Origin of the sequence: Rhizobium anhuiense (genome assembly GCF_003985145.1) — a bacterium.
In the GTDB taxonomy this organism is placed as follows: Bacteria; Pseudomonadota; Alphaproteobacteria; order Rhizobiales; family Rhizobiaceae; genus Rhizobium; species Rhizobium anhuiense.
The window spans coordinates 76,585-98,622 of record NZ_ML133531.1 but is presented as its reverse complement, the minus strand read 5'-3'; the positions used below and the strand labels follow the sequence as shown (position 1 = coordinate 98,622).

Sequence of the window (22,038 nt, the reverse complement as noted above, 5' to 3'; positions counted from 1 at the left end):
ATTTTCCTTTTACGCGCTGTGGAGAGCCGTATGCACTGGCGCTTTCGACAGATCTCTGACTTGGCCGTCTCATGGGCAGGGCATCGTGTGGTCCCGGTCATGCTGATCGCGTTCATAGCTCTATGGGCGGCAGTGGGTCTCAGCATTTCCTTCCCACGGCAGTGGTTTCTGCTGACCAACATGCTCGGGACACTCACTATATTTTTCATTTTGCTGCTGGTGCAGCACTCCCAGAATCGGGACATGATGGCACTCCATGCCAAGCTCGATGAGTTGATCCGCTCAAGCAAGGCAGGAAACCACTGGATTGCGGCTGAGAAGAACGACGCCGACGCAATCGAGGGAATGCGCCAGCAACATCACGGCCAAATCTCAGAGAGCGCGAATTAGGCGGACGCTGCCTCTGCGGCAGATTTCTCATCCGCTTTTTCCTCGACGCATTCTGCCTTTTCGGCAAGGGTCTTGCTCATTTCCCTGAGTTCGCCCTCCTCCAGCTTTTCGATACCGACAAATTTGTTGGCGGCCTGGCTCGTCAGGATGAGTTCGTCAAGCTTGGCCTGCAAAGCCTTTCCGTCACGGTTCTGGCTGTTCTGCAACACAAACACCATCAGGAATGTGATGATGGTCGTGGTGGTATTGATGACAAGCTGCCAGGTTTCAGAATAGCCGAAAAACGGGCCTGACACCGCCCAGACGAACACAAGCGCCAGAGCCGCGACAAAGGTGAACGGCTTTCCCGAGAGGTCGGCGACGGCAGTTGCAAAGGAAGAGAAGAAGTTGGGTTTGTTCGACATCTGAAAGGCCTCGTTCAATCGCAGCATCAGTGCTGTCAATCGACAACATCAACTCCATATCCAGGCCGAAGTTCCTCGCGCCGCCGAGGCCGATCAAGTTGGGCGGCCGTCTTTGCTGTGCCAGCAAGCTGCCATCGAATTGGCAGCCTTCACAAGTTGAACCGCCGCCATGAAAAAGCCGGCCCTGGTGAAGGCCGGCTTTCCAAAACTATTCGCAGAAGATCAGATACGCGGGCCGGTCGAATACCGGCCACGTTCGGCATCCACTTCGGCCGGTGTATAGGGGTCAAGCGTATCGTCGAAGCGCTCCCAGCCGTTTTTGGTATAGGATGCGCGCCGCTCGGCAATGTCGACACTTTCGGAGCGGTCGAGAATCGCTCTGGCCGCCATGGCCTTATCATCCTCGACACGGGCTGTGACCAGCGAGCCGCCGCGACGGACGCCTTCGGCGTAGACGTGGGCGTCTTCTTCGGGCACACCCGATTTGACGAGCGCGCCAACCACGCCGCCTGCGGCCCCTCCGACGACTGCGCCGGCAGTTGCTCCGGCCAGCGTTGCGACCAGCCATCCCGCGGCAACGACAGGGCCGACACCCGGAATGGCGATCATGCCAAGACCCGTGAGCAGACCGCCAGCACCGCCTGCGAGAGCGCCGATCCCGGCGCCGGTGCCGGCGCCTTCGGCAGCGTTACTGCCCTGCCCCTCGACGGTGCGGCCATCGCCGGTATTCGAAACGATGCTGATTTCCTTCGATGCAATGCCGGCGGCTTCGAGCTCACCAACGGCCGACTTCGCATCTTCGTAGTTGTCGAACAGTCCTGTTACAGTCTTCATAATGTTATCCTTCGATGTTGAGGAAAGGGTCGGCCGTCACTTGACGACGATGTTGCCCTGGTAATCGAGTGCCACCTGCACCTGCTTGGCATCCTTGGTCGCGGACGCACGCCACACGCCCTGATCGTCAAGCTTGAGACCGGTGACGGCGCTGTAGCCCGCATCCTCAAGCCGCGACTTGGCCTGGTCTTCGGTGAAACTGTTCTTGCCTTGGACAGGCGCGCCCGGGTTGTTGGTATCAGGCGTCGCCACAGCCGGCGTTTCCTGGCTTGTCGTCGGTGTCTGGCTCTGTGCGAGCGAAACGGAGGCCGCCATCAGGAAGGCAGCCGTTGTCAGTAGAATCTTTTTCATTGGTTTCCTCGCGTTCATATCTTCATGGGGAAGATTGCCGCTGATAACCCGGTGCAAGCGGGTATGTTCCCTCGTTTTGCTAAAAGAAAATAAGATATCTGAATAACTTAGCGGGTGCGCTCCTCAGGAGAGCGCGCCCGCCCTTGGAAAGGCTGCCGTTCCAAAAATAAACATTGTGCAGTGCAGCAACCTTTCGTAGGCTGAAGCGTTTAGTCAGGCATCACCGCCATCCCGGCTGCTGATTGGCGGAGAGTTTCATGAGATCTATGTCAGACACCCTTGCACGCCTTGCTGCGCTGCGAGGAACACTTCGCACTCAACCCACGCAGGGCAACTCCGATCTCGTCGCCCTGGACGCGTTTGGCACAAACCCGGGTGCCTTGGGGGGCTACACCTATTTGCCGTCGAAGCGCGGGAAAAACATGGCCCTGGTCGTTGTCCTGCACGGCTGCACCCAGACCGCCGCCGGCTATGATAGCGGATCCGGGTGGTCGCGATTGGCCGAGGACTATGGCTTCGCGCTGTTGTTTCCCGAGCAGCAAAGGGCAAACAATCCAAACCTCTGCTTCAACTGGTTCAACCCGGAGGATATTCGCCGGGATTATGGCGAGGTCTCTTCCATTCGCCAGATGATCGCAAAGGTCGTTGCGGAACATGGTATTGACGGCAGACGTGTGTTTGTGACGGGGCTGTCGGCCGGCGGCGCCATGGCCGCCGCCATGCTCGCGACCTATCCCGAGTTTTTTGCCGGCGGCGCGATCATCGCAGGCCTGCCATACGCAAGTGCCGCGACCATTCCCGAAGCGTTCGACCGGATGCGCGGTCAAGGTGGCCCGACTGGCAAAGAGCTTGAACTGCGGTTGAGAAACGCTTCAAAACACAAAGGCCCGTGGCCGACATTGTCACTCTGGCAGGGGACCGCAGACAGAACCGTCGCCGCATCCAACGCGAATGCGATCATCGAGCAATGGAGACATGTCCACGGCGTCGGCGCATCGCCGGCGCGCATCGAAGATATCGGACAACATCAGCGTCAGGTCTGGACCGATCCGCACGGTAGCGAGGTGATCGAACTCTATACGATTGCCGGCATGGGTCACGGCACGCCACTCGATGTCGGCACCGGCTACGGGGCAAGCGGCCCCTTCATGCTTGACGTCGGAATTTCCTCGACTGTCGAAATTGCCAGGTCCTGGGGTCTCGTTCCCTCGTTTGAGAAACGGCGCGACGCGAGGCCCTCAGCTACTCAACCGGAAAATACCCCGGATCCATTTGGCGCGGGCAGCGACCGTGGCGGTATTCAGAAGGTCATTGAAGATGCCCTCCGGTCCGCCGGGCTGCTGCGCTAGGTATCGATGAGGGTTCCACGACATGTCGCTAATTAAAGTGGAGATTTGTAGACAAGATTAAATACGCGGAATAGGAATGGCGCTCATCGCATATGCCTGTACGGGGAGACACCATGGTTCCGCTTTCGCTTGTTATCGCAACTGCTTGCCGCCGCCGCATGGCGGCAGCCCTTGCCGCCGTGCTTTTTGCACCGGCAGCTTTTGCCGAAGAGATCGTCTTCAAGGATCAGGGAAACCGCGAGGTACGGCTGGCAAAAGCGGCCGAGCGAGTCGTCTCGATCGTCATCCCGATGGCGTCCACCGTCATTGCGCTGGATGGCAGCACCAGGAAGCTCGTCGGCATGAACCCGACGGCGAAGAGTGCCGTGGTCGAAGGGATTCTCGGAAAGATCTTCCCCGAAGCCAAGGATATTCCCTCCGACGTGACGGCGCCGAATTTCGTACCGAATGTCGAGGCGCTGACCGCCGCCAATCCCGACCTCGTGATCCAGTGGGGCGATCGCGGCGCCGATATCGTCGCACCGATCACCAATGCCGGCCTCACCACGATGCTGATCCTCTACGGCACGGAAGAGCTGACCCGCGACTATATGACCATGGCTTCGAAGGCGATCGGCAAGCCCGAGCGGATCGGCGAACTGGTGGAATGGCGCGACCGCGTCCAGAAGGATATCGAAGCCAAGGCGACCGTTATTCCCGATGACAAGAGGCCGAACGTTCTCTATCTCGGCCGCGCGCTCTCCGATATCAGCGCATCGGGCACCAAGGGCAATTACAATGCCTGGTCCATCGCGCTTGCGGGCGGGAAAAACGCCTCTGCCGAACTCAACGGCACGGTCTCGGTGAACAAGGAACAGATCGCGCAATGGAACCCCGACGTCATCTTCCTCAATGCTTTTGAGGCCAAGCTGAACGTCGACTGGGTCTATAAGGATCCGATCCTGTCCCTGACCAATGCCGCCAAATCCAAGCGAGTCTATAGGATGCCGCTCGGCGGCTATCGCTGGGATCCGCCGAACCAGGAATCACCGTTGTCCTGGATGTGGACCGCCAACCTGCTCCATCCCGATATCTTCAAATACGATCTGCGGGCGGAAATGAAGACGGCCTACAAGACGCTTTACAACTACGACCTGACCGACGGCGATATCGACAATATCCTTTGGCTGAAGGATCAGGGCGCCTCCGCCGACTACGCGCAGTTCGAGGCTAGGTAATGTCATGACGACGATGACGCAGGACGAGGCGGTGCCCGCTGCCCGCCGAATCCACCTCGCCAGGCAGACGCTGATTTTCGCCTTGCTGCTGGCGCTGCTGGTGATTGCCTTCACCGTCAGCCTCTGCGTCGGACGGTTCTCGGTGCCGCCAGGACGTGCGCTGGAGCTGATCTGGCAGGGGATCAGCGATCCGTCGCGGGAGCTTGCCGGGATCGACGAACGCATCGTCTTGCTGGTGCGGGCGCCGCGCGTGGTGCTGGCAGCACTTGCCGGCGCCGGGCTCGCCATCTCGGGCGCCGGCCTTCAGGGTGTGTTTCGAAATCCCCTGGTCTCGCCCGACATATTGGGCATATCCCAGGGTGCAGCCTTTGGCGGCGCCCTGGCGATCATGCTCGGTATCTGGGGATTTCCGCTGATCGCCATGGTGTTTTTCTGCGGCATGGCGGCCGTCATCCTGGTGGGACTGCTCTCGCGCATCAACGGCCGGTCGGAAACGGTGACCGTGATCCTGTCGGGACTGGTCATCAGTTCGATGTTCTCGGCGGTCGTCTCGCTGCTGCAATTCATCGCCGATCCCAACACATCCCTTCCCGCCATCGTCTACTGGCTGATGGGATCGTTTGCGACCGCCACCTGGGAACGCACGTTGGTGGCGGCACCGGGCCTCATCCTCGGAAGCTGCTTCCTGTGGATGCTCCGTTTCCGGCTCAACATCCTGTCGCTCGACGAGGCCGAGGCCCGCAGCCTCGGCGCCAATACGACACGCGAGAGATGGCTGGTCTTCTGCCTCATCGCCGTCATCGTCGGCAGCCAGGTCGCGGTCTCCGGCATCATCGGCTGGATCGGCATCGTCATTCCCCACGCCGCCCGCCTGCTGGTCGGTCATGATCACCGCGCGCTACTGCCGGCGGCCGCCGTGCTCGGCGCAGGGTTCATGGTCTGCATCGATACGCTCGCCCGCGCGGCGACGGCGGCGGAGATCCCGCTCGGCGTCATTACCGCCCTCGTCGGCGCGCCGATCTTCGCAACGCTGCTGCGTCATCACTATCGGGAAAGGACGGGATCATGATCGGCTTGACGGATGCGGTCGTCAGGTTCGGGACGCGCATCATTCTCGACCGTCTCAGCTTCTCGGTTGCCGTCGGGCGGTCGCTCGCCATTCTCGGCCCCAACGGGCGCGGCAAGACGACGACGCTGAAAGCACTGCTCGGTTTTCAACGGCTGGACGAAGGCAGCCGCGTCGCGCCCGCCATTGTCGGTTATGTCCCGCAGACCGGAAGCAGCAACCAGCGCTACCGCGCCATCGATGTCACCGTCATGGGACGGGCAGCGCATCTCGGCCTCTTCGGACAGCCGGGACCTGATGATTTCGAGATTGCCCATGCCGCGCTCGAGCGGGCGGGCGCTGCCCGCTTTGCCGATCATTTCTTCGACCGGCTTTCCGGCGGCGAACGGCAGCTCGTGCTTCTGGCACGGGCGCTCGCCACCGGCTCGCAGGCGATCGTCCTCGATGAGCCGGCAGCGGCACTCGACCTTCGCAACCAGGAGCGGCTGCTCGACCTGCTCAAGAGCCTTCGCGAGCCGCGCGACAAGGCGATCGCCTTCACCACACATGATCCGAACCATGCGCTCGCGGCCGCCGACGACGCACTGCTGATGATGCCTGATGGTCAATCGCTGTTCGGCCCGGTCGCGGAGACGATCACGCCGGACCATCTGGAACGGCTCTACGGGGTGCCGATGCGGGTTGTCGAGCTTGTCGGTCCGGCAGGCGAAAGACATCAGGCGGTCCTGCCCGCCTTTGCAGGAATTCGCGCCGCATGACCATTCTTCTCATCCAGTCGCACTATCAGGACCCCTTCACCCTGAGCGCGCCGGCTTTCGCGGAGGCAACCGCGCAGGGCAAGCTGATGACGGTACGCGAGACGGAGCTTGCGGAGGCGCATTTTGCCGCCGCAAGCGGCCTGATCACCACCATCCATCTCGATCAGATCGGCTTTCTCAAATATGCCTCGGCGGTGGCGTCCTTCCTCGATCGCGGCGGCCGGTGGATCTTCAACGGCCATATGCTCCGGCCGATCCTGCCGGAACTCGGCGTCTATATTCCCATGCCGCAGCCGAAGCGGTCAGACTTCGCCCAAATCAGGCGCTTCGATCATCCGGTCTTTGCCGGCATCGATCAGAGGATGCTGGAAACGAACCGCGGCGTCGCCGGGTTCTACGGCCGGGGACACAATCCGATGCCATCAGGCGCCGTCGCGATCAATACATTGGGACCGGCTGCGGTGCCCATCGACTGGATCTGGGCGCGGCCGGCGGGCGGAGAGGTATTGTCGCATGCCGGCAACGAATTCTGGGGTTGCGGAGACGATCCCGACATCCAGAAGCAGCTGGCCGGCCGCGCCATCGCCTGGCTGGCGGGGGAACTGAACCGATGAGCGTGCTCGCGATCCATCCTGGCGCCTACTACCATATCGAGACGCTGGAAGCGCCGCGTTACCGGCATTATTTCGACAGCCTGGTGCGGCCGGAGGACCTGCCCTCGGTCGAACTCGGCAAACACCAGGTGCTGTTCATTCCCTGCCGCACACCGGCGGACCGGTTGGCGCCGCATGCGGCCCAGCTGCGCGACTATCTCGATCAGGGCGGCACGATCGTCGCGACCGGCGAGACGGCCTGGCAGGCGTTCCTGCCTGCTATCCATTTCACACCTCAGCCGACGAACTGGTGGTGGTGGCTGACCGAGGGCGCCGATCTCGGCGTCAGGATCGCCTCCCCGCACCATTCACTGTTCGAACATCTCGGGCAGGACGACCTGACCTGGCATCTTCACGGCTGGTTCGATCCACCCGAGGGCGTCGAGGTTCTTGCGGTGAATGAGGAAGGCAAGCCGATCCTCTATGTGGACGAGGTCACGACGGCGGGGCGCATGGTGATCACCAGCCTCGACCCCTGCTTCCACCACGGATCGCATTTCATGCCGGCGACGACGCGTTTCCTGGATGGTTTTCTTCCCTGGATGCGCCGGGAATTGGACAAAGGAAGATCGAGATGAACGAAGCGAAGATCGAAGTTCTCGAAGACGGCAAGCCGCTTGCCTACGGCTTTGCCGATATCATGCACTATCATGGCTACGGTTTTCCCGGCGGTGTCGCCCATGCCTTCAAGGTGATGGAGCGCGCGTTTCCGCTGCTCAGCGTCGATGGACCACCGGAGCGCCGCGAAATCTCGATCCGCACGGCCTTTCGCGGTCCCGGCGGGCGTGACGCCTTCGAAATGGTGACGCGTGCGCTGACGGAAGGACGCTATAGCGTCGACCCCTCGCTCGACCGGACGGAGCGCGGCGACATCCTCGCTCGCTACGTCTTCGAACTCAGCTATCGCGGACGAACCGTCACCCTGCAATTGCGTGACGGCCATGTCCGCGAGGAGTTCATCACGCTCGGCCGCAAGACCGACCGGACGCCCGCGGAAGAGGAGCGCCTCGCCTGGCTCAAGCAGGAGATGGCCGACCGGTTGCTGGCGCTGCCGCCAGAGGCAGTTTACGAAGAGGCAACGGCCCGCTTTTGATGGCTGAGGACGAGTTCGTTCTGGACATCCTCCTGAAACCACATCACCCGCTGACGGACGTCGCTCTCCGGTATCCCGGCCGCCAGAAGCTGATCGGCAAGCCTGCGGCATTCGGCCTTCCAGAATTCCAGCGCATCCGCGCCATGCCGTCGGCCGAGTTCGCGGGCGCAACGCTCGATATTGGCAGTTCCGGTTCCGGAGGGGAAAGCAATCACCCTGCCTTCACTGGAGGCGGCGGGGCGGTGGGTCATTTCATCAGCCATCGAACACAGGTTCCCTTGATCCTGTTCGTTATCTAAGGGACTATGGTTAATGCTTTCTATTGCTGCAGTCAGAAGATCAATCAGGTGGATTTTTGGCGCTCCGCAATGTCACCAGACAATCGGATGGGTCTTGCCTGTGAGCACGTTCACGAACCCCTCCGGCGCCAGCTCCGACGGCGCGACCAGGACCCAGCGCCAGGGTGAGCAGGTAAGCGTTGCAAACGACAGGCGTTCGGGAAAGCCCGGCCACCATCGAGGCGAAAAGGTCGGCTCGTACATCCAGTCGATCCCGGCACCGGCCGCATAAAGAGCCTGCATCTCCGCATCGAGCGCTTCGGCCGAACGGGCCGTCATCAGGCCGCCGACCTCGTAGCGGACGCGGGCGAGAATCTTGCCGCCGGATACCAGCGCCCAGCCGCCCTGCTGCTCGTTCAGGGCATTGACGGCCAGCGCCATCGCCTCGTCCGACGAACCGACCGTCCAGATATTGTGCTTGTCGTGCCCGAGCGTGGAGGCGAGCGCCGTCTCCGGCGTGCGCGGTCCGGTGCCCAGCCAGAACATCCTGGAGATCTTGGCCTCCCCGGAAAACCGGTCGACAATCGAGAATTTGGTAACATTGCGCGCGGGATCCCGCTGCACGAGGCCATCTTCTACCGGCAATTCCATGGTGATGAAATCGTCGTGCCAGTGAAACGGCCGCAAAAGTGCTGTGTTGACCGTGGCCCGGTTCGGCGGCGCCTCGATGCGGAAATCGTCTGCCGTGACCGTCCTGTCTATGGTCACGGTGCGCGTCGCCCATTGCGGCCAGTCGATTTCCGGGCGCACGCCAATGAAGGTCGCACCCTCGGACACAGGACGCCCGTCCGCCCACACCTTTTCGATCGACAGGCTGCCGACGTCGCTGAGAAGAACGATATCGGCGAAGCGGCCCGGTGCGATCGATCCGACCCACGGCGTCAGCCGCATATGGCGCGCCGGATTGAGGGTGACGCATTGGATGGCGATCTCCGGCGCAAGGCCGTTTTCGATGGCGAGGCGGACATTGTGGTCGGTCGCACCGATTTTCAGCGTGTCCGAGGCGCTGCGGTCGTCGGTCACCAGGGCGATCTGCGACCAGTCCGTCAGCCCCTTGTCGATCAGGCCGCGGATGACCTCCGGCAGGGAATGTGGCCTGAGCTCGATGAAAAGACCGTGGAGGAGTTTCTGCCAGATCTCATCGAGGAACCAGCCTTCGTGATCGGAGGCGAGACCCGCCGCGGCAAAGGCGTTGATCGAGGCCATGTCGCGCAGTCCGGCACCGTGGCCTTCGATGACGCCGCGTTGTTCGAAGGTGGCGCCGATCATGCCCCACAGCCGGTTGTAGGAAGGATTGCCGGGATCGGATATGGACGGCCAGTCCATGACTTCGTCGAGCCCGGCGACCATCAGGCTTTCGGACAGGAAGGCCTTCTGTTCGTCGTAACCGAACCAGCCGCCACCCCACTCGTAGGCGGTCGGCGGCACGGCGGAGCCAGGCAGGGGAAAGATTTTCATCGGCGATCCGCGCCGGCGCGCTTCCAGCCAGAATTCCAGGTTGCGGGCGCCGTTGACGTTGGAAAATTCGTGGCTCGCCTCACACGTCCAGGTCACGCCATGCGGCATTACCAGCGCCGCCTCCCATTCGGGCGTCAGATGGGAGCTTTCGATATGTTTGTGTGCCTCGCCGAAGCCCGGCACGGCCGCAAGATCCGGCTCGGAAAAGCGCTCGTTCACCTCGCCAACATAACTGCCGGCAGGGCCGACATAGGCGATACGGCGGCCCTTGATGACGATCTCCTGATCGTCGAGCCATGTCCTGGTGTGGACATCGAGCAATCTGCCGACGCGCAGCAGCCTGTCGGCGGGCCGGCGTCCGAGCGCCGTCAGCACAAGATCCTGGCGCGTCCGAACCTCGTCGGACGCGTTGATCAGCAAGTCATCAGGAAGTGCGGTGCGCGAGGTAACCATGAATGAAATGCCCGTGAGACGCTGGAACCGCCGCGGACCGTAAAGACCACGCGCGAATGTGTAAAGCGCTGGCGCAACACGCTTTGCGATCAACAACAAGACGTCATCAACCGAGAGCTACTGATGGTTCGATCTTGGAAAATTCCCCAAGCAAGTACGCATTTGCCCAAGTATTGAGCTTGCGAGCCGATCGATCAAAAAATAGTATCCCTCAAATCCAAGGGGCATGATCCCGATTATCAACGCCGTTTTCACAGAAGGATATTGCTCATGAAGGCCAGACGTTTCGCCCGAATCCTGTCTCTTGCGCTGCTTGCCGCCGCCGGCGGCACCGCTGCGGCCCATGCGCAATCGAAGACGCTGACCATCTCCTGGTGGGGCTATAACGGCGAGAAGATGAACGCCAACATCATCACGCCCTTCAAGAAGATCTGCGGCTGCGAGATCGTGTTCGAGACCGGCAACAACGCCGACCGGCTCAACAAGCTGAAACTGCGCGATGGCAAGGGCGTCGATGTCATCTACCTCACCGACAGCTTCTCGCAGCTCGGCATCGAACAGGGATTGTTCCAGGAGATCGATCCCTCGAAGATCCCCAATCTTGCGGATATCTACGAACTGGGCAAGGCGCCTCAGGGCAAATACGGCCCCGCCTATACGATCGGGCGCGTCGGCATCGTCTATGATTCCGCCAAGGTCAACCCGCCGATCACCGCCTGGGGCGACCTGTGGCGCGACGATCTGAAAAGCTCCGTCTCCCTGCCCGGCATCACCACCACCGCCGGCCCGCTGGTCGTTCTGGAAGCCGGCAAGCATGGCGGCGCGGATGCCTATGAGGACACCGACAAGGCCTTCTCGGAAATCGAGGCGCTGAAGCCCAATGTCGTCAAGAACTACAACACCGGCTCGGAGCTGGTAAACCTGATATCGACAGGCGAAGTGCGCGTTGCGCTGGCCCAGGACTTTACCCTGGCATCGATGCAGGCGGCCGTTCCGACGATGACATGGGCCAAGCTCAAGGACGGCGACATCGCCACGCTGAATACGGTGAACATCCCGAAGGGTTCGGAAAATGTCGAACTGGCGCATCAGTTCATCAACTTCATCCTGTCCAAGGACGTCCAGCAGGCTGAAGCCGAACAAGGCGTCGATGCGCCGATCTCGACCAAGGTCAGCCTGACTCCGGATCAGGCGAAGATCTGGACCTATGGCGCGGATATGGTCGCGAGCCTCACCCGCATCGACTATGCCAAGATGAATGCCGCCAAGGCTGACTGGATCGACCGCTGGAACGAAGTCTTCGCTCAGTAAGCTGCCGGTATCCCGGCCCGAGGCCGGTTTATTGCCGGGCCTCGGTCAGACCTGGAAGCGCCGCACATCCGAGTCCGAGATGCGGCGCTCCCGATATCAGGACATGCCACGAGTTTTGAGATGAAGCATTTTGCCAGATGGGGATTGACGATGCCGGCGACGATTGCCGTCGTTGCGCTTCTCATCGTTCCCGTCGCCATCACCATCGCGGCGACGTTTGCGGAACCGAAGGGCGTGTTTGCGCCCTATGTGACATTCTTCAGCAGCGGCTTTCGCCGGGCGGTTCTTTACCGAACGCTGGAGATCGCTCTGATCACCACGGCGATCTCCCTCACCGTGGGTTTCATCACCGCCTATGTGATCGCCCAAATGCCCGGCCGCGCGAAGAGTATCATGATCATCGCAGCGGTTTTTCCACTGCTGACAGGTGTCGTCGTCCGATCCTTCGCATGGCTGATTATTCTCGGGAAGAACGGCATCCTCAACACCATGCTGATCTCGACCGGTATCCTCAGTGAGCCGCTTTCGATGCTCTATACCGAAGGCTCGGTGATCGTCGCCATGGTCTATCTCTTCGTTCCCCTGATGATCCTGACGCTCGTCGGCGTGCTTGAGGGCATCCCGCGCGATCTGATCGATGCATCGGCTTCGCTCGGCGCCAGACCGCTGATGACATTCCTTCAGGTGATCCTGCCGCTGGCGACACCCGGCCTCATCGTCGGCGCCGTGCTGGTGTTCACCGGCAGCTTCACCTCCTATGCGACACCGCAACTGCTCGGCGGAGAAAAGCAGATGATGATGGGGACCTTCCTCTACCAGCGCGCCATGGTCACCTTCGATTGGGTGGGTGCATCGACGATCGCCGCCATCATGGTGGTGCTGACGCTCGGCGTCGTCCTCATCATGAGCCGCGTTGCACGCCGGCTCAATCCGATGGCGGTGTGATGGACAGGCGCGTTCACCCGATCCTCGCCGCCTTCGCGGCCTGCGTTTTCTTCTTCCTGCTCGCACCGCTGGTCATCATCGTCGGTGCGGCCTTCAGCGACACGACCTATCTGACCTTCCCGCCGCAGGGCCTGACATTGCGCTGGTTCGTCAATATCTTCGAGATCGAGGCCTTCCGCACGACGGCGCTGACCAGCCTGCAGGTCGCCTTTCTCGGCACGGCGCTATCGCTGCTGATCGGCATCCCGGCCGCCTATGCGATCAACCGCTACCGGGTGGAATTGCCGCGCTGGCTTTCCACCATTTTCGTCCTGCCGATCCTGGTGCCGGAGATCGTCTTCGGATTCTCGCTGATGAAGTCGGTCACGATCGGCCTCGGGCTTCCGATCTTCATCAGCCTGCTGGTCGGTCATGCGCTGCTGATCCTGCCCTATTCGGTGCGGGTCGTCGGCGCCAGCCTGGCGGCCTTCGATTTTTCCGTCGAGGAGGCGGCGATCAGCCTGGGTTGCCCGCCGCTGAAAACCTTCCTGACCGTGGTCCTGCCAAATATCCGCGCCGGGGTCATTGCCGCCTTCATCCTCGCCTTCATCACCTCGATCAACGACGTGTCGGTGTCAGTCTTCCTGACCGGTCCTGGCATCTCGACGCTGCCGATCCAGATCCTTGCGCATATGGAACAGTTCTTCGATCCGACGATCGCCTCGGTATCGGTGCTGCTGATGTTCGTGACAGTCGGCGTCATGGCCGTCGTCGAGGCCACGCTCGGTCTCACCTTCCTGACAAAGTAGAACGCTCTTGACCGTATCCCTCACCATCGATTCCATCTCCGCCCATTACGGCAGCACTGAGGTTCTCAAGGACCTGTCGATCTCAGTCATGGCCGGGGAGCTGGTTTCCCTGCTCGGCTCCAGCGGCTGCGGCAAGACGACGACATTGCGCCTGGTGGCCGGTTTTCTGCAGCCGACCAGCGGCAGCATCAAGCTCGGCGAACGCGACCTCACCGGCCTTCCTGCGCATGCGCGCGACATTGGTCTGGTCTTTCAGAACTACGCGCTTTTTCCTCACCTGAGCGTGCAGGACAATGTCGCCTTCGGCCTGAGGCAGCGTCGTGTTCCCCAGCCGGAACGGACGAAGAGAACGATGGCCATGCTGGAGCGCGTCGGCCTTTCCGCCTTCGCCGACCGCCTGCCTTCGGCTCTCTCCGGCGGCCAGAAACAGCGCGTGGCGCTCGCCCGGGCACTGGTCATCGAGCCGCCGCTGCTGATGTTCGACGAGCCGCTTTCCAATCTCGATGCAAAGCTCAGGATCGACATGCGCGTCGAGATCAGGCAGCTCCAGCGCGCCAACGGCACGACATCGCTTTACGTCACCCACGACCAGGAAGAGGCATTCTCGATCTCCGACAGGGTGGCGATCATGAATGCCGGGCGCATCATGCAGCTCGATGCGCCGGAGGTGCTGTACCGCCAGCCGGCCAATGCCTTCGTCGCCCGGTTCGTCGGCTTCGAGAACCTGATCCGGATGAAGGTAACCGCGCGCAACGGAGCGATCGTGACCGCCGAAGCGACGGGCGGCGCACGGCTGCATCTGTCTCAGGATGCATTCGGGCCGATCAAGGACGACTTCGTGCTGGCCTGCCGCGCAGACGGCCTTGCCGTCAGCCGTGACGGCGATGGCATCGCCGCCGTGCTCGGCACCCGCACCTATCTCGGCCGGGCCTATCAGTATAAATGCGCGACATCGGCGGGAGAGATTACCGCCAATGGAGCTTTGTCCGACCCGCTGGAAACAGGGGCGTCCGCCGTACTGATCCCGCTTGCCGAGCAGTGCTGCATTCTCGACCCGGAAGATTGAGCCGCTGAGGAGAAACCATGGCCAGTATCAGCAATCAGGATATCGACGCCGTTCTTGCCCATGTGGACCGGAGCCTCGATGACAGCCTGGCGCGGCTTTTCGAGCTGATCCGCATTCCGAGCGTCTCGACCGACCCGGCTTATCGCGATCAATGCCGCGCCGCCGCCGAATGGCTGAGCCGGGATCTGGCTGCCATCGGCTTCGAAGCATCGGTGCGCAAAACGACCGGCCATCCGATGGTGGTCGCGCATGAAAAGGCGGCATCCGCACCGCATCTGCTGTTTTACGGCCATTACGATGTCCAGCCGGTCGATCCGCTGGCACTGTGGACCAGCGATCCGTTCGAGCCGCGCATGGAAGCCTTGCCGAACGGCGATACCGCGATCGTGGCGCGCGGCGCCTCCGACGATAAAGGACAATTGATGACCTTCGTCGAAGCCTGCCGCGCCTGGAAAAGCGTTACCGGGAAACTGCCGGTGCAGGTGAGCATGCTGTTCGAAGGCGAAGAAGAGGCCGGCAGTCCGAGTCTCGCACCCTTTCTGGATGCCACGGCGGACGAGTTGAAGGCCGATGCTGTTTTCGTCTGCGACACGGATATGTGGGATCGTGAAACGCCTGCCGTCACCACGATGCTGCGCGGTATCTACACCACGGAAATCGAGATCACCTGCGCCGATCAGGACCTGCATTCCGGCATGTTCGGCAATGCCGCACGCAATCCGCTGCAGGTGTTGTCAGACATCGTTTCAAGCCTGCGGCGAACCGATGGCGGCGTTGCGGTCGAAGGTTTCTATGACGGCGTGAAAGAGCTCCCCGACGCCATCAAGGCGCTGTGGAAAAGACTGCCCTTCGACGAGGAGGCCTTTCTCGGCGATATCGGCCTGAGAGATCCGGCCGGCGAGGCAGGCCGTTCCGTCCTCGAACAGATCTGGGCGCGGCCGAGCTGCGAGATCAACGGCATGAGCGGCGGCTATACGGGCGAAGGCTTCAAGACGGTCATTCCGGCGAAGGCAAGCGCCAAGATTTCGTTTCGACTGGTGGAAGGACAGGATCCCCAAGCGATCCGCGATGCCTTCCAGCGGCATGTGCGCGCACGTATCCCCAGGGATTGTTCGGTCAGTTTCAGGGATTATGGACTTTCGCCGGCCACCGTCATGCCGATCGACAGTCCGTTTCTCACCAGGACGCTTCAGGCGCTTTCGACAGAATGGCAATGCGAAGCGGCTCTTGCCGGCACGGGAGGCTCGATCCCCATCGTCGGCGACTTCAAACGCCGGCTCGGATGCGATGCCCTCCTGGTCGGCTTTGCCCGCTTCGACAACCGCGTCCACAGCCCGAACGAAAAATATGATCTCTCCAGCTTCCACAAAGGCATACGATCCTGGGTTCGTATCCTGGCGGCCCTCGCCGACTGACGCGCGGCACTGTAACAGTTTGAATTATGCAATAGGCTGTGGTGCGGCCAATGTCTTGCGGACCTTCGGGGCCGAGAATTAAAGCACTGTCCCATCCCTATCGACACCGAAGCAGCAGAGACCACCGATGAGGATATCAGCTCCCCGCGACTTCCTGAAAAGCCTGTTCGACGCGGCGGTTCGCGCCGCCGATCCGCTGACCGGCATCAAAGCGCATCTGCCTGACAGGCCGAAGGGAAGGACCGTGGTGATTGGCGCCGGCAAGGGCGCGGCGCAAATGGCGCGTGCCCTCGAAAGCGTCTGGGACGGAGCGATCGAAGGCCTGGTGGTCACCCGCTACGGCTATGGTTGCGAGACGCTCGGCATCGAAATCATCGAGGCCGCCCATCCGGTACCCGATGCCGCGGGGCTCGCCGGGGCAAAGCGGTTGATGGAAACGGTGAACGGCTTGACGGAAGACGATCTGGTGATCGCGCTGATCTGCGGCGGCGGCTCGGCGCTGCTGCCCGCTCCGCCGGAAGGGCTGACCCTCGAAGACGAGATCGCTCTCAACGAAATGCTACTTGCCTCGGGCGCGCCGATTTCGGCGATGAACGTCGTGCGCAAGCATCTCTCCACCATCAAGGGCGGAAGGCTTGCGGCAGCGACCAGAGCGAAGGTCGTCAGTCTTGTTGTCTCCGACATTCCCGGCGACAACCCGGCCCATGTCGCCTCCGGGCCGACGGTGCCGGATGGTTCGACACGACACGATGCGCTCGAGATCATCCGGCAATATGGATTGCAGCTGCCGCAGGCCGCACTCGACCATCTGAACTCGCCGAAGGCCGATGCCCCTCGCCCGGACGATCCGGTCTTCTCACGGCACGCGCACCACATCATCGCCTCCGCGGGCGTTTCGCTGGAGGCCGCTGCGGCACTGGCAAAATCGCAGGGGATCGAGCCGGCGATCCTTTCGGATGCGATCGAGGGGGAATCGCGCGACGTGGCGCTGGTGCATGCAGCGATCGCCCGCGAAGTATTGGGCCGGAACAGGCCGTTTTCGAAGCCGGTCGTCATCCTTTCCGGCGGCGAGACGACGGTGACGCTGCGCGCCAAGGGCGGCAAGGGCGGACGCAACGGCGAATTCGCGCTCGCCATGGGGCTTGCGATCGACGGACAGGAGGGCATCCATGTCCTTGCTGCCGACACGGACGGGATCGACGGCTCGGAGGATAATGCCGGCGCCTTTGCCGATGGCGGCACGGTGAAGCGCCTGCGCGCCGCCGGGCTCGATCCGCGCCGCCTGCTCGACGGCAATGACAGCTATTCAGGCTTTGCGGCCAGCGGCGATCTGTTTGAAACCGGCCCGACCGGAACCAATGTCAATGATTTCAGGGCTATCCTGATCCGTTAGCAGCCCGCGGCAATGGTGGGTCAGGTCTTGATCCGCCCCTGCCCGACCAGCCAGCCGACCGATTCCTGCACCGCCTGCAGCGACTGATATCTCGGGGTAAACCCAAGCAAGCGCCTGGCTTTGGCGATCGAGCAATTCGGGCTGCGGGCGATATGCTCCCAGGTCGCCTCCGCATCCTCGGCCGTCTGGCCTTTGGCCCAGGCATCGAACGGCGCGAAGGTGAGCTTCGGCTCATGCCCGAACCACCGCGACATGGATTCGGCGTAGCCGCGAAGCGTCAGCGCCTGCTGAGAGACCGCGTGGAAACTTTCGCCGATCGAGGCATTCCAGTTGGCGATCGCATCCATGAACATCGCCGCCACATCATCGGCATGGACGTGATGAACGGTCTCCAGACCGAAATTGGGCAGCGCCAGGGTCTCTCCGCGGGCAAGGGTTGAAAAGACCTGCAGGTTGAAATTGCCGGCTGGATTGAGCGGCGCCCAGCCCGGACCGACAATATGACCGGGATGGATGATGGTGGCCGGAAATCCGCGAAGCCTTGCCTGCTGTAGCAGGTAGGTTTCGATATCAGCCTTCTGCGTGCCGTAATCGCCGAAGGGAGATTTCGGCGCCTCTTCCAGCGTCGGCACGGCGCTGGCATGGCCATGCGTCCAGATCGTGCCGGTATGCAGGAAATGGCCGACATGCCCCGACAGCGCCGTCACCAGCTGCTCGGCACTTTCCAGCGTGAAGCAGATCATGTCGATGACGATATCGGCTTTCACTTCACGGACGGCCGGGCCGAAATCACCCACCCGCTCCATCGCCGCCCGATCCATCTGACGCTGATCGACAGAAGCCCAGGCATGGTTTTCCGTATAAGGCTTCGCCGTGCCGCGGCTGATCGTGACGACGTCATGACCTGCCTCCACCAGGCGGGGAACGAGATAGGTTCCGACATGGCCCGTTGCCCCGATTACCAAAACCCGCATCGTCATTCCTCCTTTGGCATTTCCGTGTCGAATATGCTGCGCTCAGGCGATCCTGCAAGCAGACTTTTCATGATCCAGGCGGCTGGGCCAGGCCCGCTACCGGTTCTTGAAAACAAGGCAGGTGCCGCCGTGTTTGCGGATCTGGTTGCAGAGATCATTGGCTTCCATACGCGTCTGCCGACCGATGCGGGCAGCGTAGCGCGGGCGAAAACCGAAGCTGCGATCGCGCTGGCGCAGGATCAGCGGCTGCTCGGCATTCAGGGGCGCAGGCAGATCCTGCACGGCATCGAGAAACATGCGTCGGGCCACCGCGACATTCGCATTCGCCGCAAGCTGGACGCCCCAGGGGGCCCATTCGCCCTCCTGACGCCAGGGCGTGTCCTTCAACGTCCGTCTCTCCGCGAGCGCCACGCAACCATCGATGAAGGACTTGTCCTTGTCGAGCGGGGCGGCCGCATCTTGCGGTGGGTTATCCTTCCATTCCTCGACCGTATGGGCAGTGATCGCCGTGACATAGCTGCGCGTTTCGTAGGGTAATCTTCCTGACGTAAGGTAAGATGCTAGGCCGTTTTCGCCGGCATTATAGGCGGCAGCGGCAAGGCCGAGATTGCCGAAGCGATTGCGCAGTTCGTCGAGATACTGCGCCGATTTCCGCAGGGCTTCCAACACCTGGTAGCTGTCTTCAAGACCGCGCAGTTTCGCCGTACCGGGCATGAACTGCGCAATCCCCTGCGCTCCTTTGAAGCTGACGGCATCGGGGCGAAAGGTGCTCTCGCGCCAGATGAGACGGGCGAAATAATCCGGCGGCAATTGATTGGCGCTGGCGAAATGCTCGATCGCGACGCAAAGGTCACGATTGAAACTGTCCTTACGGATGCAGAGCGCTTCACCCGATCCCGACGCTGAAGGACCTGAATAGAGACAGGCCGGCGGTCCCGCGCTTCCTTCCGGCTGAGCCGTGACCGCATCCACGTGGGAAAACAGAAGGCAAAGCGAAAGCATGGCCTTCGCCGATCTCCTCCCCATGTCGGACTGACATTTCCGGCCTATCATCGGATCTCGGCGGGTTCGAACTTCCATCGCGACGCGGAATTCTCAATACCATCGATACGGGTAGGAAGCTTCCCCCATTTCCATCTCTGCACCAGGTTTCTAATTTCGCCATCAATTTTGGAACAGATATATTCGACCTGCCAAGGTCGCAGCGTCATCCTGATCGCCAGGAAATCCCGAGCGAACGAGGACGCGCAGATGATTGATCTCCACTACTGGCCGACGCCGAACGGCAAGAAGGTTTCGATCTTCCTGGAGGAAACCGGCACGCCCTACCGGCTGGTGCCGGTCAATATCGGCCGGGGCGACCAGTTCAAACCCGATTATCTCAGGCTCAATCCCAATCACCGCATGCCTGCTATCGTCGACCACACGCCTGCCGACGGCGGCGGGCCGCTCAGCGTCTTCGAATCCGGTGCAATCCTCTTCTACCTCGCCGAAAAGACCGGAAGATTCTGGCCGCAGGATCTGCGCGGCAAATACGACGTGACGCAATGGGTGATCTGGCAGATGGCCAACCAGGGACCGAAACTCGGCGAAGCCGGTCACTTCCGCCGTCTCGGCGATCGCGAGGGCGATCAGTCCTATGCGGTGCGGCGTTTCACCGACGAAGCCAACCGCCTCTACGGTGTTCTCAACATGCGGCTTCGTGACCGGCGTTATCTCGCCGGCGACGAATTCACCATCGCCGACATCATCAGCTATCCCTGGACCGTCAACTGGCAGGCGCAGGGCCAGGACATCGACGAATTCAAGCATTTCAAGCGATGGTTCGAGGAGGTCGGCGCACGGCCCGGCGTCCAGCGCGGCCTTGCGGTCGGCGCCGACCTTGGCACCGACAACAGCAAGCTCTCCGAAGAGGAACAGTCGCGCATCCGCAAGATCCTCTACAACCAGCGCGCCCTTCCCGTTCCGGATTGAGCTTCGGCCCGGCTGGAGATAACCATAGCCACAACCGAGCCGGCAGCCAGCACCGGTCGGTCCCGGTTTCCAGGCGCTTTAAATCACCTGCCGGGGAGCCAGGGGGCTTGGACAGCAGCTGGCGTTGCGACTTGGGTGTGACTTGGGGGTGTAACCGGCAATGACAAGACCTGTAATCGGCATCATCGGGAATGCCCGCATCGTCGAAAGCCGATTTCCGGCTCAGCATGTCGGAGAAAACAATCTGCGGGCCGTGGCCGATGTCGCCGAAGCCTTGCCGCTGATGTTTGCCGGCAACCCCAAACTGGCCGATATCGCCGATCTGCTGGCTGTCGTCGACGGCATTCTGCTGACAGGCGCCAGAGCCAATGTCCATCCCAGCCGTTTCAACACGGTGCCGGATCCCAAGCATGAACCTTATGACGAGGATCGTGACGGGCTGGCGCTGCCATTGATCGAAGCCTGTGTAGCGCGCGGCGTTCCTATTTTCGGCATATGCCGCGGTTTCCAGGAAATGAACGTCGCGGCCGGCGGCTCGCTGCATCCCGAAATCCGGGAATTGCCCGGACGCATGAACCACCGAATGCCGCGCCTGGAAACCGGCGAGATCCATCCCGACCTCGCCATCGTTTTCGGCGATCGTCACGATGTTCAACTTATACAGGATGGGATGTTTGCACGCATCCTCGGCCGGGAGACGATCCGGGTGAACTCCCTGCATGGACAGGGCATTCTCGAGCTTGGCGACAGGGTCGTTGCCGAAGGCATTGCAGAGGACGGGACGATCGAGGCGATACGGTTCAAGGATGCGCCGGGATTTGCGCTCGGCGTGCAATGGCATGCCGAATACGATCCGCAGACCAACCCCGTGAACCGTGCGTTGTTTCAGGCATTCGGCGATGCGGTTCGGGCACGAAAAGCCACCGCTTAATCTGACAACTACGGCGATCATCACCGCCTTCCGCATCAACAAAAAGCCGCCGCGAAACTGCTTTCGCGGCGGCTTTGTAGCAGTTGGGAAGCAGCGATCAGGCGGTCGGCTGCTTGGTCTTCCTGAGATAGGGCAGAACCGTATCGAAGGAACCGAAACGCGTGATCGCGTCTTCGTTGGAAACCGCAGCGGTGATGATGACGTCCTCACCCTGGTTCCAGTTCGCCGGCGTCGCCACCTGGTGCTTGGCCGTCAGCTGGATGGAATCGATGGCGCGCAGGATCTCATTGAAATTGCGGCCCGTCGTCATCGGATAGGTCAGGATCAGTTTGATCTTCTTGTCGGGACCGATGATGAAAACCGAACGCACCGTCGCATTGTCGGCAGGCGTGCGGCCTTCCGAGCTCTCGCCGGCGCCGGCCGGCAGCATGTCATAGAGCTTGGCGACCTTGAGGTCCTTGTCACCGATCAGGGGATATTCGACGTCGAAACCGGTGGCGGTCTTGATGTCGTTCTTCCACTTGGCATGGCTTTCCACAGGATCGACGGAGATGCCGATGATCTTGGCACCACGCTTGGAAAACTCCCCCGCCAGGCCGGCCATGGCGCCGAGCTCGGTGGTGCAGACAGGCGTGAAATTCTTCGGATGCGAGAACAGGACGGCCCAGCCATTGCCGATCCAATCATGGAAGCTGATCGGTCCCTGGGTGGTGTCGGCGGTAAAATCGGGGGCAATATCGTTGATGCGTAAGCTCATGGTCGGCCCTCCAAAGCCTTGTGTTCAATGTTGTTCTTCTCAAATCGAGGCCATGGGATCCGTCCGCCGGGAGCGGTCGCGAGATTGCGGTCAACAGGATCGCACCGGCCGAAGGTAAAA

23 protein-coding genes and 1 pseudogene are annotated in these 22,038 nt (G+C 61.5%); 16 read left to right on the top strand and 8 right to left on the bottom strand.

Translation table 11 applies throughout. The annotated features are described in order from the left end of the window. Positions 1–30: 30 nt before the first annotated feature. Positions 31–390 carry a low affinity iron permease family protein gene (locus EEQ99_RS23770; protein ID WP_047614753.1) on the top strand — a complete coding sequence of 120 codons (360 nt, stop codon included), beginning with the start codon at positions 31–33 and terminating at the stop codon, positions 388–390. Here the strand turns inward: EEQ99_RS23770 and EEQ99_RS23765 are convergent. The 3 genes from EEQ99_RS23765 to EEQ99_RS23755 all read right to left on the bottom strand — a co-directional run bounded on the left by EEQ99_RS23765 (position 387) and on the right by EEQ99_RS23755 (position 1,979). Continuing rightward, positions 387–794, bottom strand: coding sequence for a low affinity iron permease family protein (locus EEQ99_RS23765; protein ID WP_047615366.1), 408 nt, complete (start codon positions 792–794; stop codon positions 387–389). The two genes, EEQ99_RS23770 and EEQ99_RS23765, sit on opposite strands and share 4 nt — an antisense overlap. A gap of 222 nt (positions 795–1,016) precedes the next feature. Further along, positions 1,017–1,628 carry a general stress protein gene (locus tag EEQ99_RS23760; RefSeq protein WP_097543833.1) on the bottom strand — a complete coding sequence of 204 codons (612 nt, stop codon included), beginning with the start codon at positions 1,626–1,628 and terminating at the stop codon, positions 1,017–1,019. Positions 1,629–1,664: 36 nt separating this feature from the next. Then, positions 1,665–1,979, bottom strand: a complete 315-nt coding sequence (locus EEQ99_RS23755) for a PepSY domain-containing protein (RefSeq protein WP_047614749.1) — start codon at positions 1,977–1,979, stop codon at positions 1,665–1,667. A gap of 257 nt (positions 1,980–2,236) precedes the next feature. On the opposite strand from EEQ99_RS23755, the gene EEQ99_RS23750 reads away from it, so the two are divergent. The 7 genes from EEQ99_RS23750 to EEQ99_RS23720 all read left to right on the top strand — a co-directional run bounded on the left by EEQ99_RS23750 (position 2,237) and on the right by EEQ99_RS23720 (position 8,115). Continuing rightward, the gene (locus EEQ99_RS23750; RefSeq protein WP_097543832.1) at positions 2,237–3,328 is read left to right on the top strand and encodes an extracellular catalytic domain type 1 short-chain-length polyhydroxyalkanoate depolymerase; all 1,092 of its coding nucleotides are present in this window, start codon (positions 2,237–2,239) and stop codon (positions 3,326–3,328) included. Between the two features lie 113 nt (positions 3,329–3,441). Then, positions 3,442–4,545 (top strand): ABC transporter substrate-binding protein, encoded by a 1,104-nt coding sequence (locus EEQ99_RS23745; protein WP_174824494.1) that lies wholly within the window; start codon positions 3,442–3,444, stop codon positions 4,543–4,545. Positions 4,546–4,549: 4 nt separating this feature from the next. Next, on the top strand, positions 4,550–5,614 hold the full coding sequence (locus EEQ99_RS23740) for a FecCD family ABC transporter permease (RefSeq protein ID WP_052213365.1): 1,065 nt from the start codon (positions 4,550–4,552) through the stop codon (positions 5,612–5,614). After that, positions 5,611–6,369, top strand: a complete 759-nt coding sequence (locus EEQ99_RS23735; protein ID WP_063475434.1) for an ABC transporter ATP-binding protein — start codon at positions 5,611–5,613, stop codon at positions 6,367–6,369. The genes EEQ99_RS23740 and EEQ99_RS23735 overlap by 4 nt, the downstream gene beginning before the upstream one ends. Continuing rightward, positions 6,366–6,983 (top strand): hypothetical protein, encoded by a 618-nt coding sequence (locus tag EEQ99_RS23730; RefSeq protein WP_097543830.1) that lies wholly within the window; start codon positions 6,366–6,368, stop codon positions 6,981–6,983. Before EEQ99_RS23735 ends, EEQ99_RS23730 begins: the two co-directional genes overlap by 4 nt. After that, the gene (locus EEQ99_RS23725) at positions 6,980–7,600 is read left to right on the top strand and encodes a hypothetical protein (RefSeq protein ID WP_097543829.1); all 621 of its coding nucleotides are present in this window, start codon (positions 6,980–6,982) and stop codon (positions 7,598–7,600) included. The genes EEQ99_RS23730 and EEQ99_RS23725 overlap by 4 nt, the downstream gene beginning before the upstream one ends. Beyond that, a complete protein-coding gene (locus EEQ99_RS23720) occupies positions 7,597–8,115 on the top strand; it encodes a hypothetical protein (protein ID WP_097543828.1) in 519 nt (172 codons plus the stop codon). Before EEQ99_RS23725 ends, EEQ99_RS23720 begins: the two co-directional genes overlap by 4 nt. On the opposite strand, the gene EEQ99_RS23715 is transcribed toward EEQ99_RS23720, so the two are convergent. Together EEQ99_RS23715 and EEQ99_RS23710 are read right to left on the bottom strand one after the other, a co-directional pair. Then, positions 8,088–8,378: a DUF6074 family protein gene (locus tag EEQ99_RS23715; RefSeq protein ID WP_080759889.1), complete on the bottom strand. Its 291-nt coding sequence runs from the start codon at positions 8,376–8,378 to the stop codon at positions 8,088–8,090. The two genes, EEQ99_RS23720 and EEQ99_RS23715, sit on opposite strands and share 28 nt — an antisense overlap. Positions 8,379–8,486: 108 nt before the next feature. Continuing rightward, a pseudogene (locus tag EEQ99_RS23710) lies at positions 8,487–10,562 on the bottom strand (adenine deaminase). A gap of 72 nt (positions 10,563–10,634) precedes the next feature. Here EEQ99_RS23710 and EEQ99_RS23705 point away from each other — a divergent pair. The 6 genes from EEQ99_RS23705 (at position 10,635) to EEQ99_RS23680 (ending at position 17,282) form a co-directional block, all read left to right on the top strand. Further along, positions 10,635–11,675: an ABC transporter substrate-binding protein gene (locus EEQ99_RS23705; protein ID WP_047614733.1), complete on the top strand. Its 1,041-nt coding sequence runs from the start codon at positions 10,635–10,637 to the stop codon at positions 11,673–11,675. A gap of 120 nt (positions 11,676–11,795) precedes the next feature. Further along, positions 11,796–12,620: an ABC transporter permease gene (locus EEQ99_RS23700; protein ID WP_047614731.1), complete on the top strand. Its 825-nt coding sequence runs from the start codon at positions 11,796–11,798 to the stop codon at positions 12,618–12,620. After that, entirely contained in the window at positions 12,617–13,408 is a 792-nt protein-coding gene (locus EEQ99_RS23695) for an ABC transporter permease (RefSeq protein ID WP_047614729.1), read from the top strand. The genes EEQ99_RS23700 and EEQ99_RS23695 overlap by 4 nt, the downstream gene beginning before the upstream one ends. A gap of 7 nt (positions 13,409–13,415) precedes the next feature. Continuing rightward, entirely contained in the window at positions 13,416–14,474 is a 1,059-nt protein-coding gene (locus tag EEQ99_RS23690) for an ABC transporter ATP-binding protein (RefSeq protein ID WP_047614727.1), read from the top strand. 17 nt (positions 14,475–14,491) lie between these two features. Continuing rightward, positions 14,492–15,889, top strand: a complete 1,398-nt coding sequence (locus tag EEQ99_RS23685) for a dipeptidase (RefSeq protein WP_097543827.1) — start codon at positions 14,492–14,494, stop codon at positions 15,887–15,889. A gap of 127 nt (positions 15,890–16,016) precedes the next feature. After that, positions 16,017–17,282, top strand: a complete 1,266-nt coding sequence (locus EEQ99_RS23680) for a glycerate kinase type-2 family protein (protein WP_097543826.1) — start codon at positions 16,017–16,019, stop codon at positions 17,280–17,282. A 20-nt stretch (positions 17,283–17,302) separates the two neighbouring features. Here the strand turns inward: EEQ99_RS23680 and EEQ99_RS23675 are convergent, their stop codons facing one another. Continuing rightward, positions 17,303–18,256, bottom strand: a complete 954-nt coding sequence (locus EEQ99_RS23675) for an NAD-dependent epimerase/dehydratase family protein (protein WP_047615362.1) — start codon at positions 18,254–18,256, stop codon at positions 17,303–17,305. Positions 18,257–18,352: 96 nt separating this feature from the next. Continuing rightward, on the bottom strand, positions 18,353–19,336 hold the full coding sequence (locus tag EEQ99_RS23670) for a lytic transglycosylase domain-containing protein (RefSeq protein ID WP_174824493.1): 984 nt from the start codon (positions 19,334–19,336) through the stop codon (positions 18,353–18,355). A gap of 171 nt (positions 19,337–19,507) precedes the next feature. On the opposite strand from EEQ99_RS23670, the gene EEQ99_RS23665 reads away from it, so the two are divergent. Together EEQ99_RS23665 and EEQ99_RS23660 are read left to right on the top strand one after the other, a co-directional pair. Then, positions 19,508–20,230 (top strand): glutathione binding-like protein, encoded by a 723-nt coding sequence (locus EEQ99_RS23665; RefSeq protein ID WP_047615359.1) that lies wholly within the window; start codon positions 19,508–19,510, stop codon positions 20,228–20,230. A gap of 160 nt (positions 20,231–20,390) precedes the next feature. Then, positions 20,391–21,161, top strand: coding sequence for a gamma-glutamyl-gamma-aminobutyrate hydrolase family protein (locus EEQ99_RS23660; RefSeq protein WP_047614721.1), 771 nt, complete (start codon positions 20,391–20,393; stop codon positions 21,159–21,161). A 97-nt stretch (positions 21,162–21,258) separates the two neighbouring features. Here EEQ99_RS23660 and EEQ99_RS23655 read toward each other — a convergent pair whose 3' ends face one another. Beyond that, positions 21,259–21,918: a peroxiredoxin gene (locus EEQ99_RS23655; RefSeq protein WP_017964008.1), complete on the bottom strand. Its 660-nt coding sequence runs from the start codon at positions 21,916–21,918 to the stop codon at positions 21,259–21,261. Between the last annotated feature and the right edge of the window lie 120 nt (positions 21,919–22,038).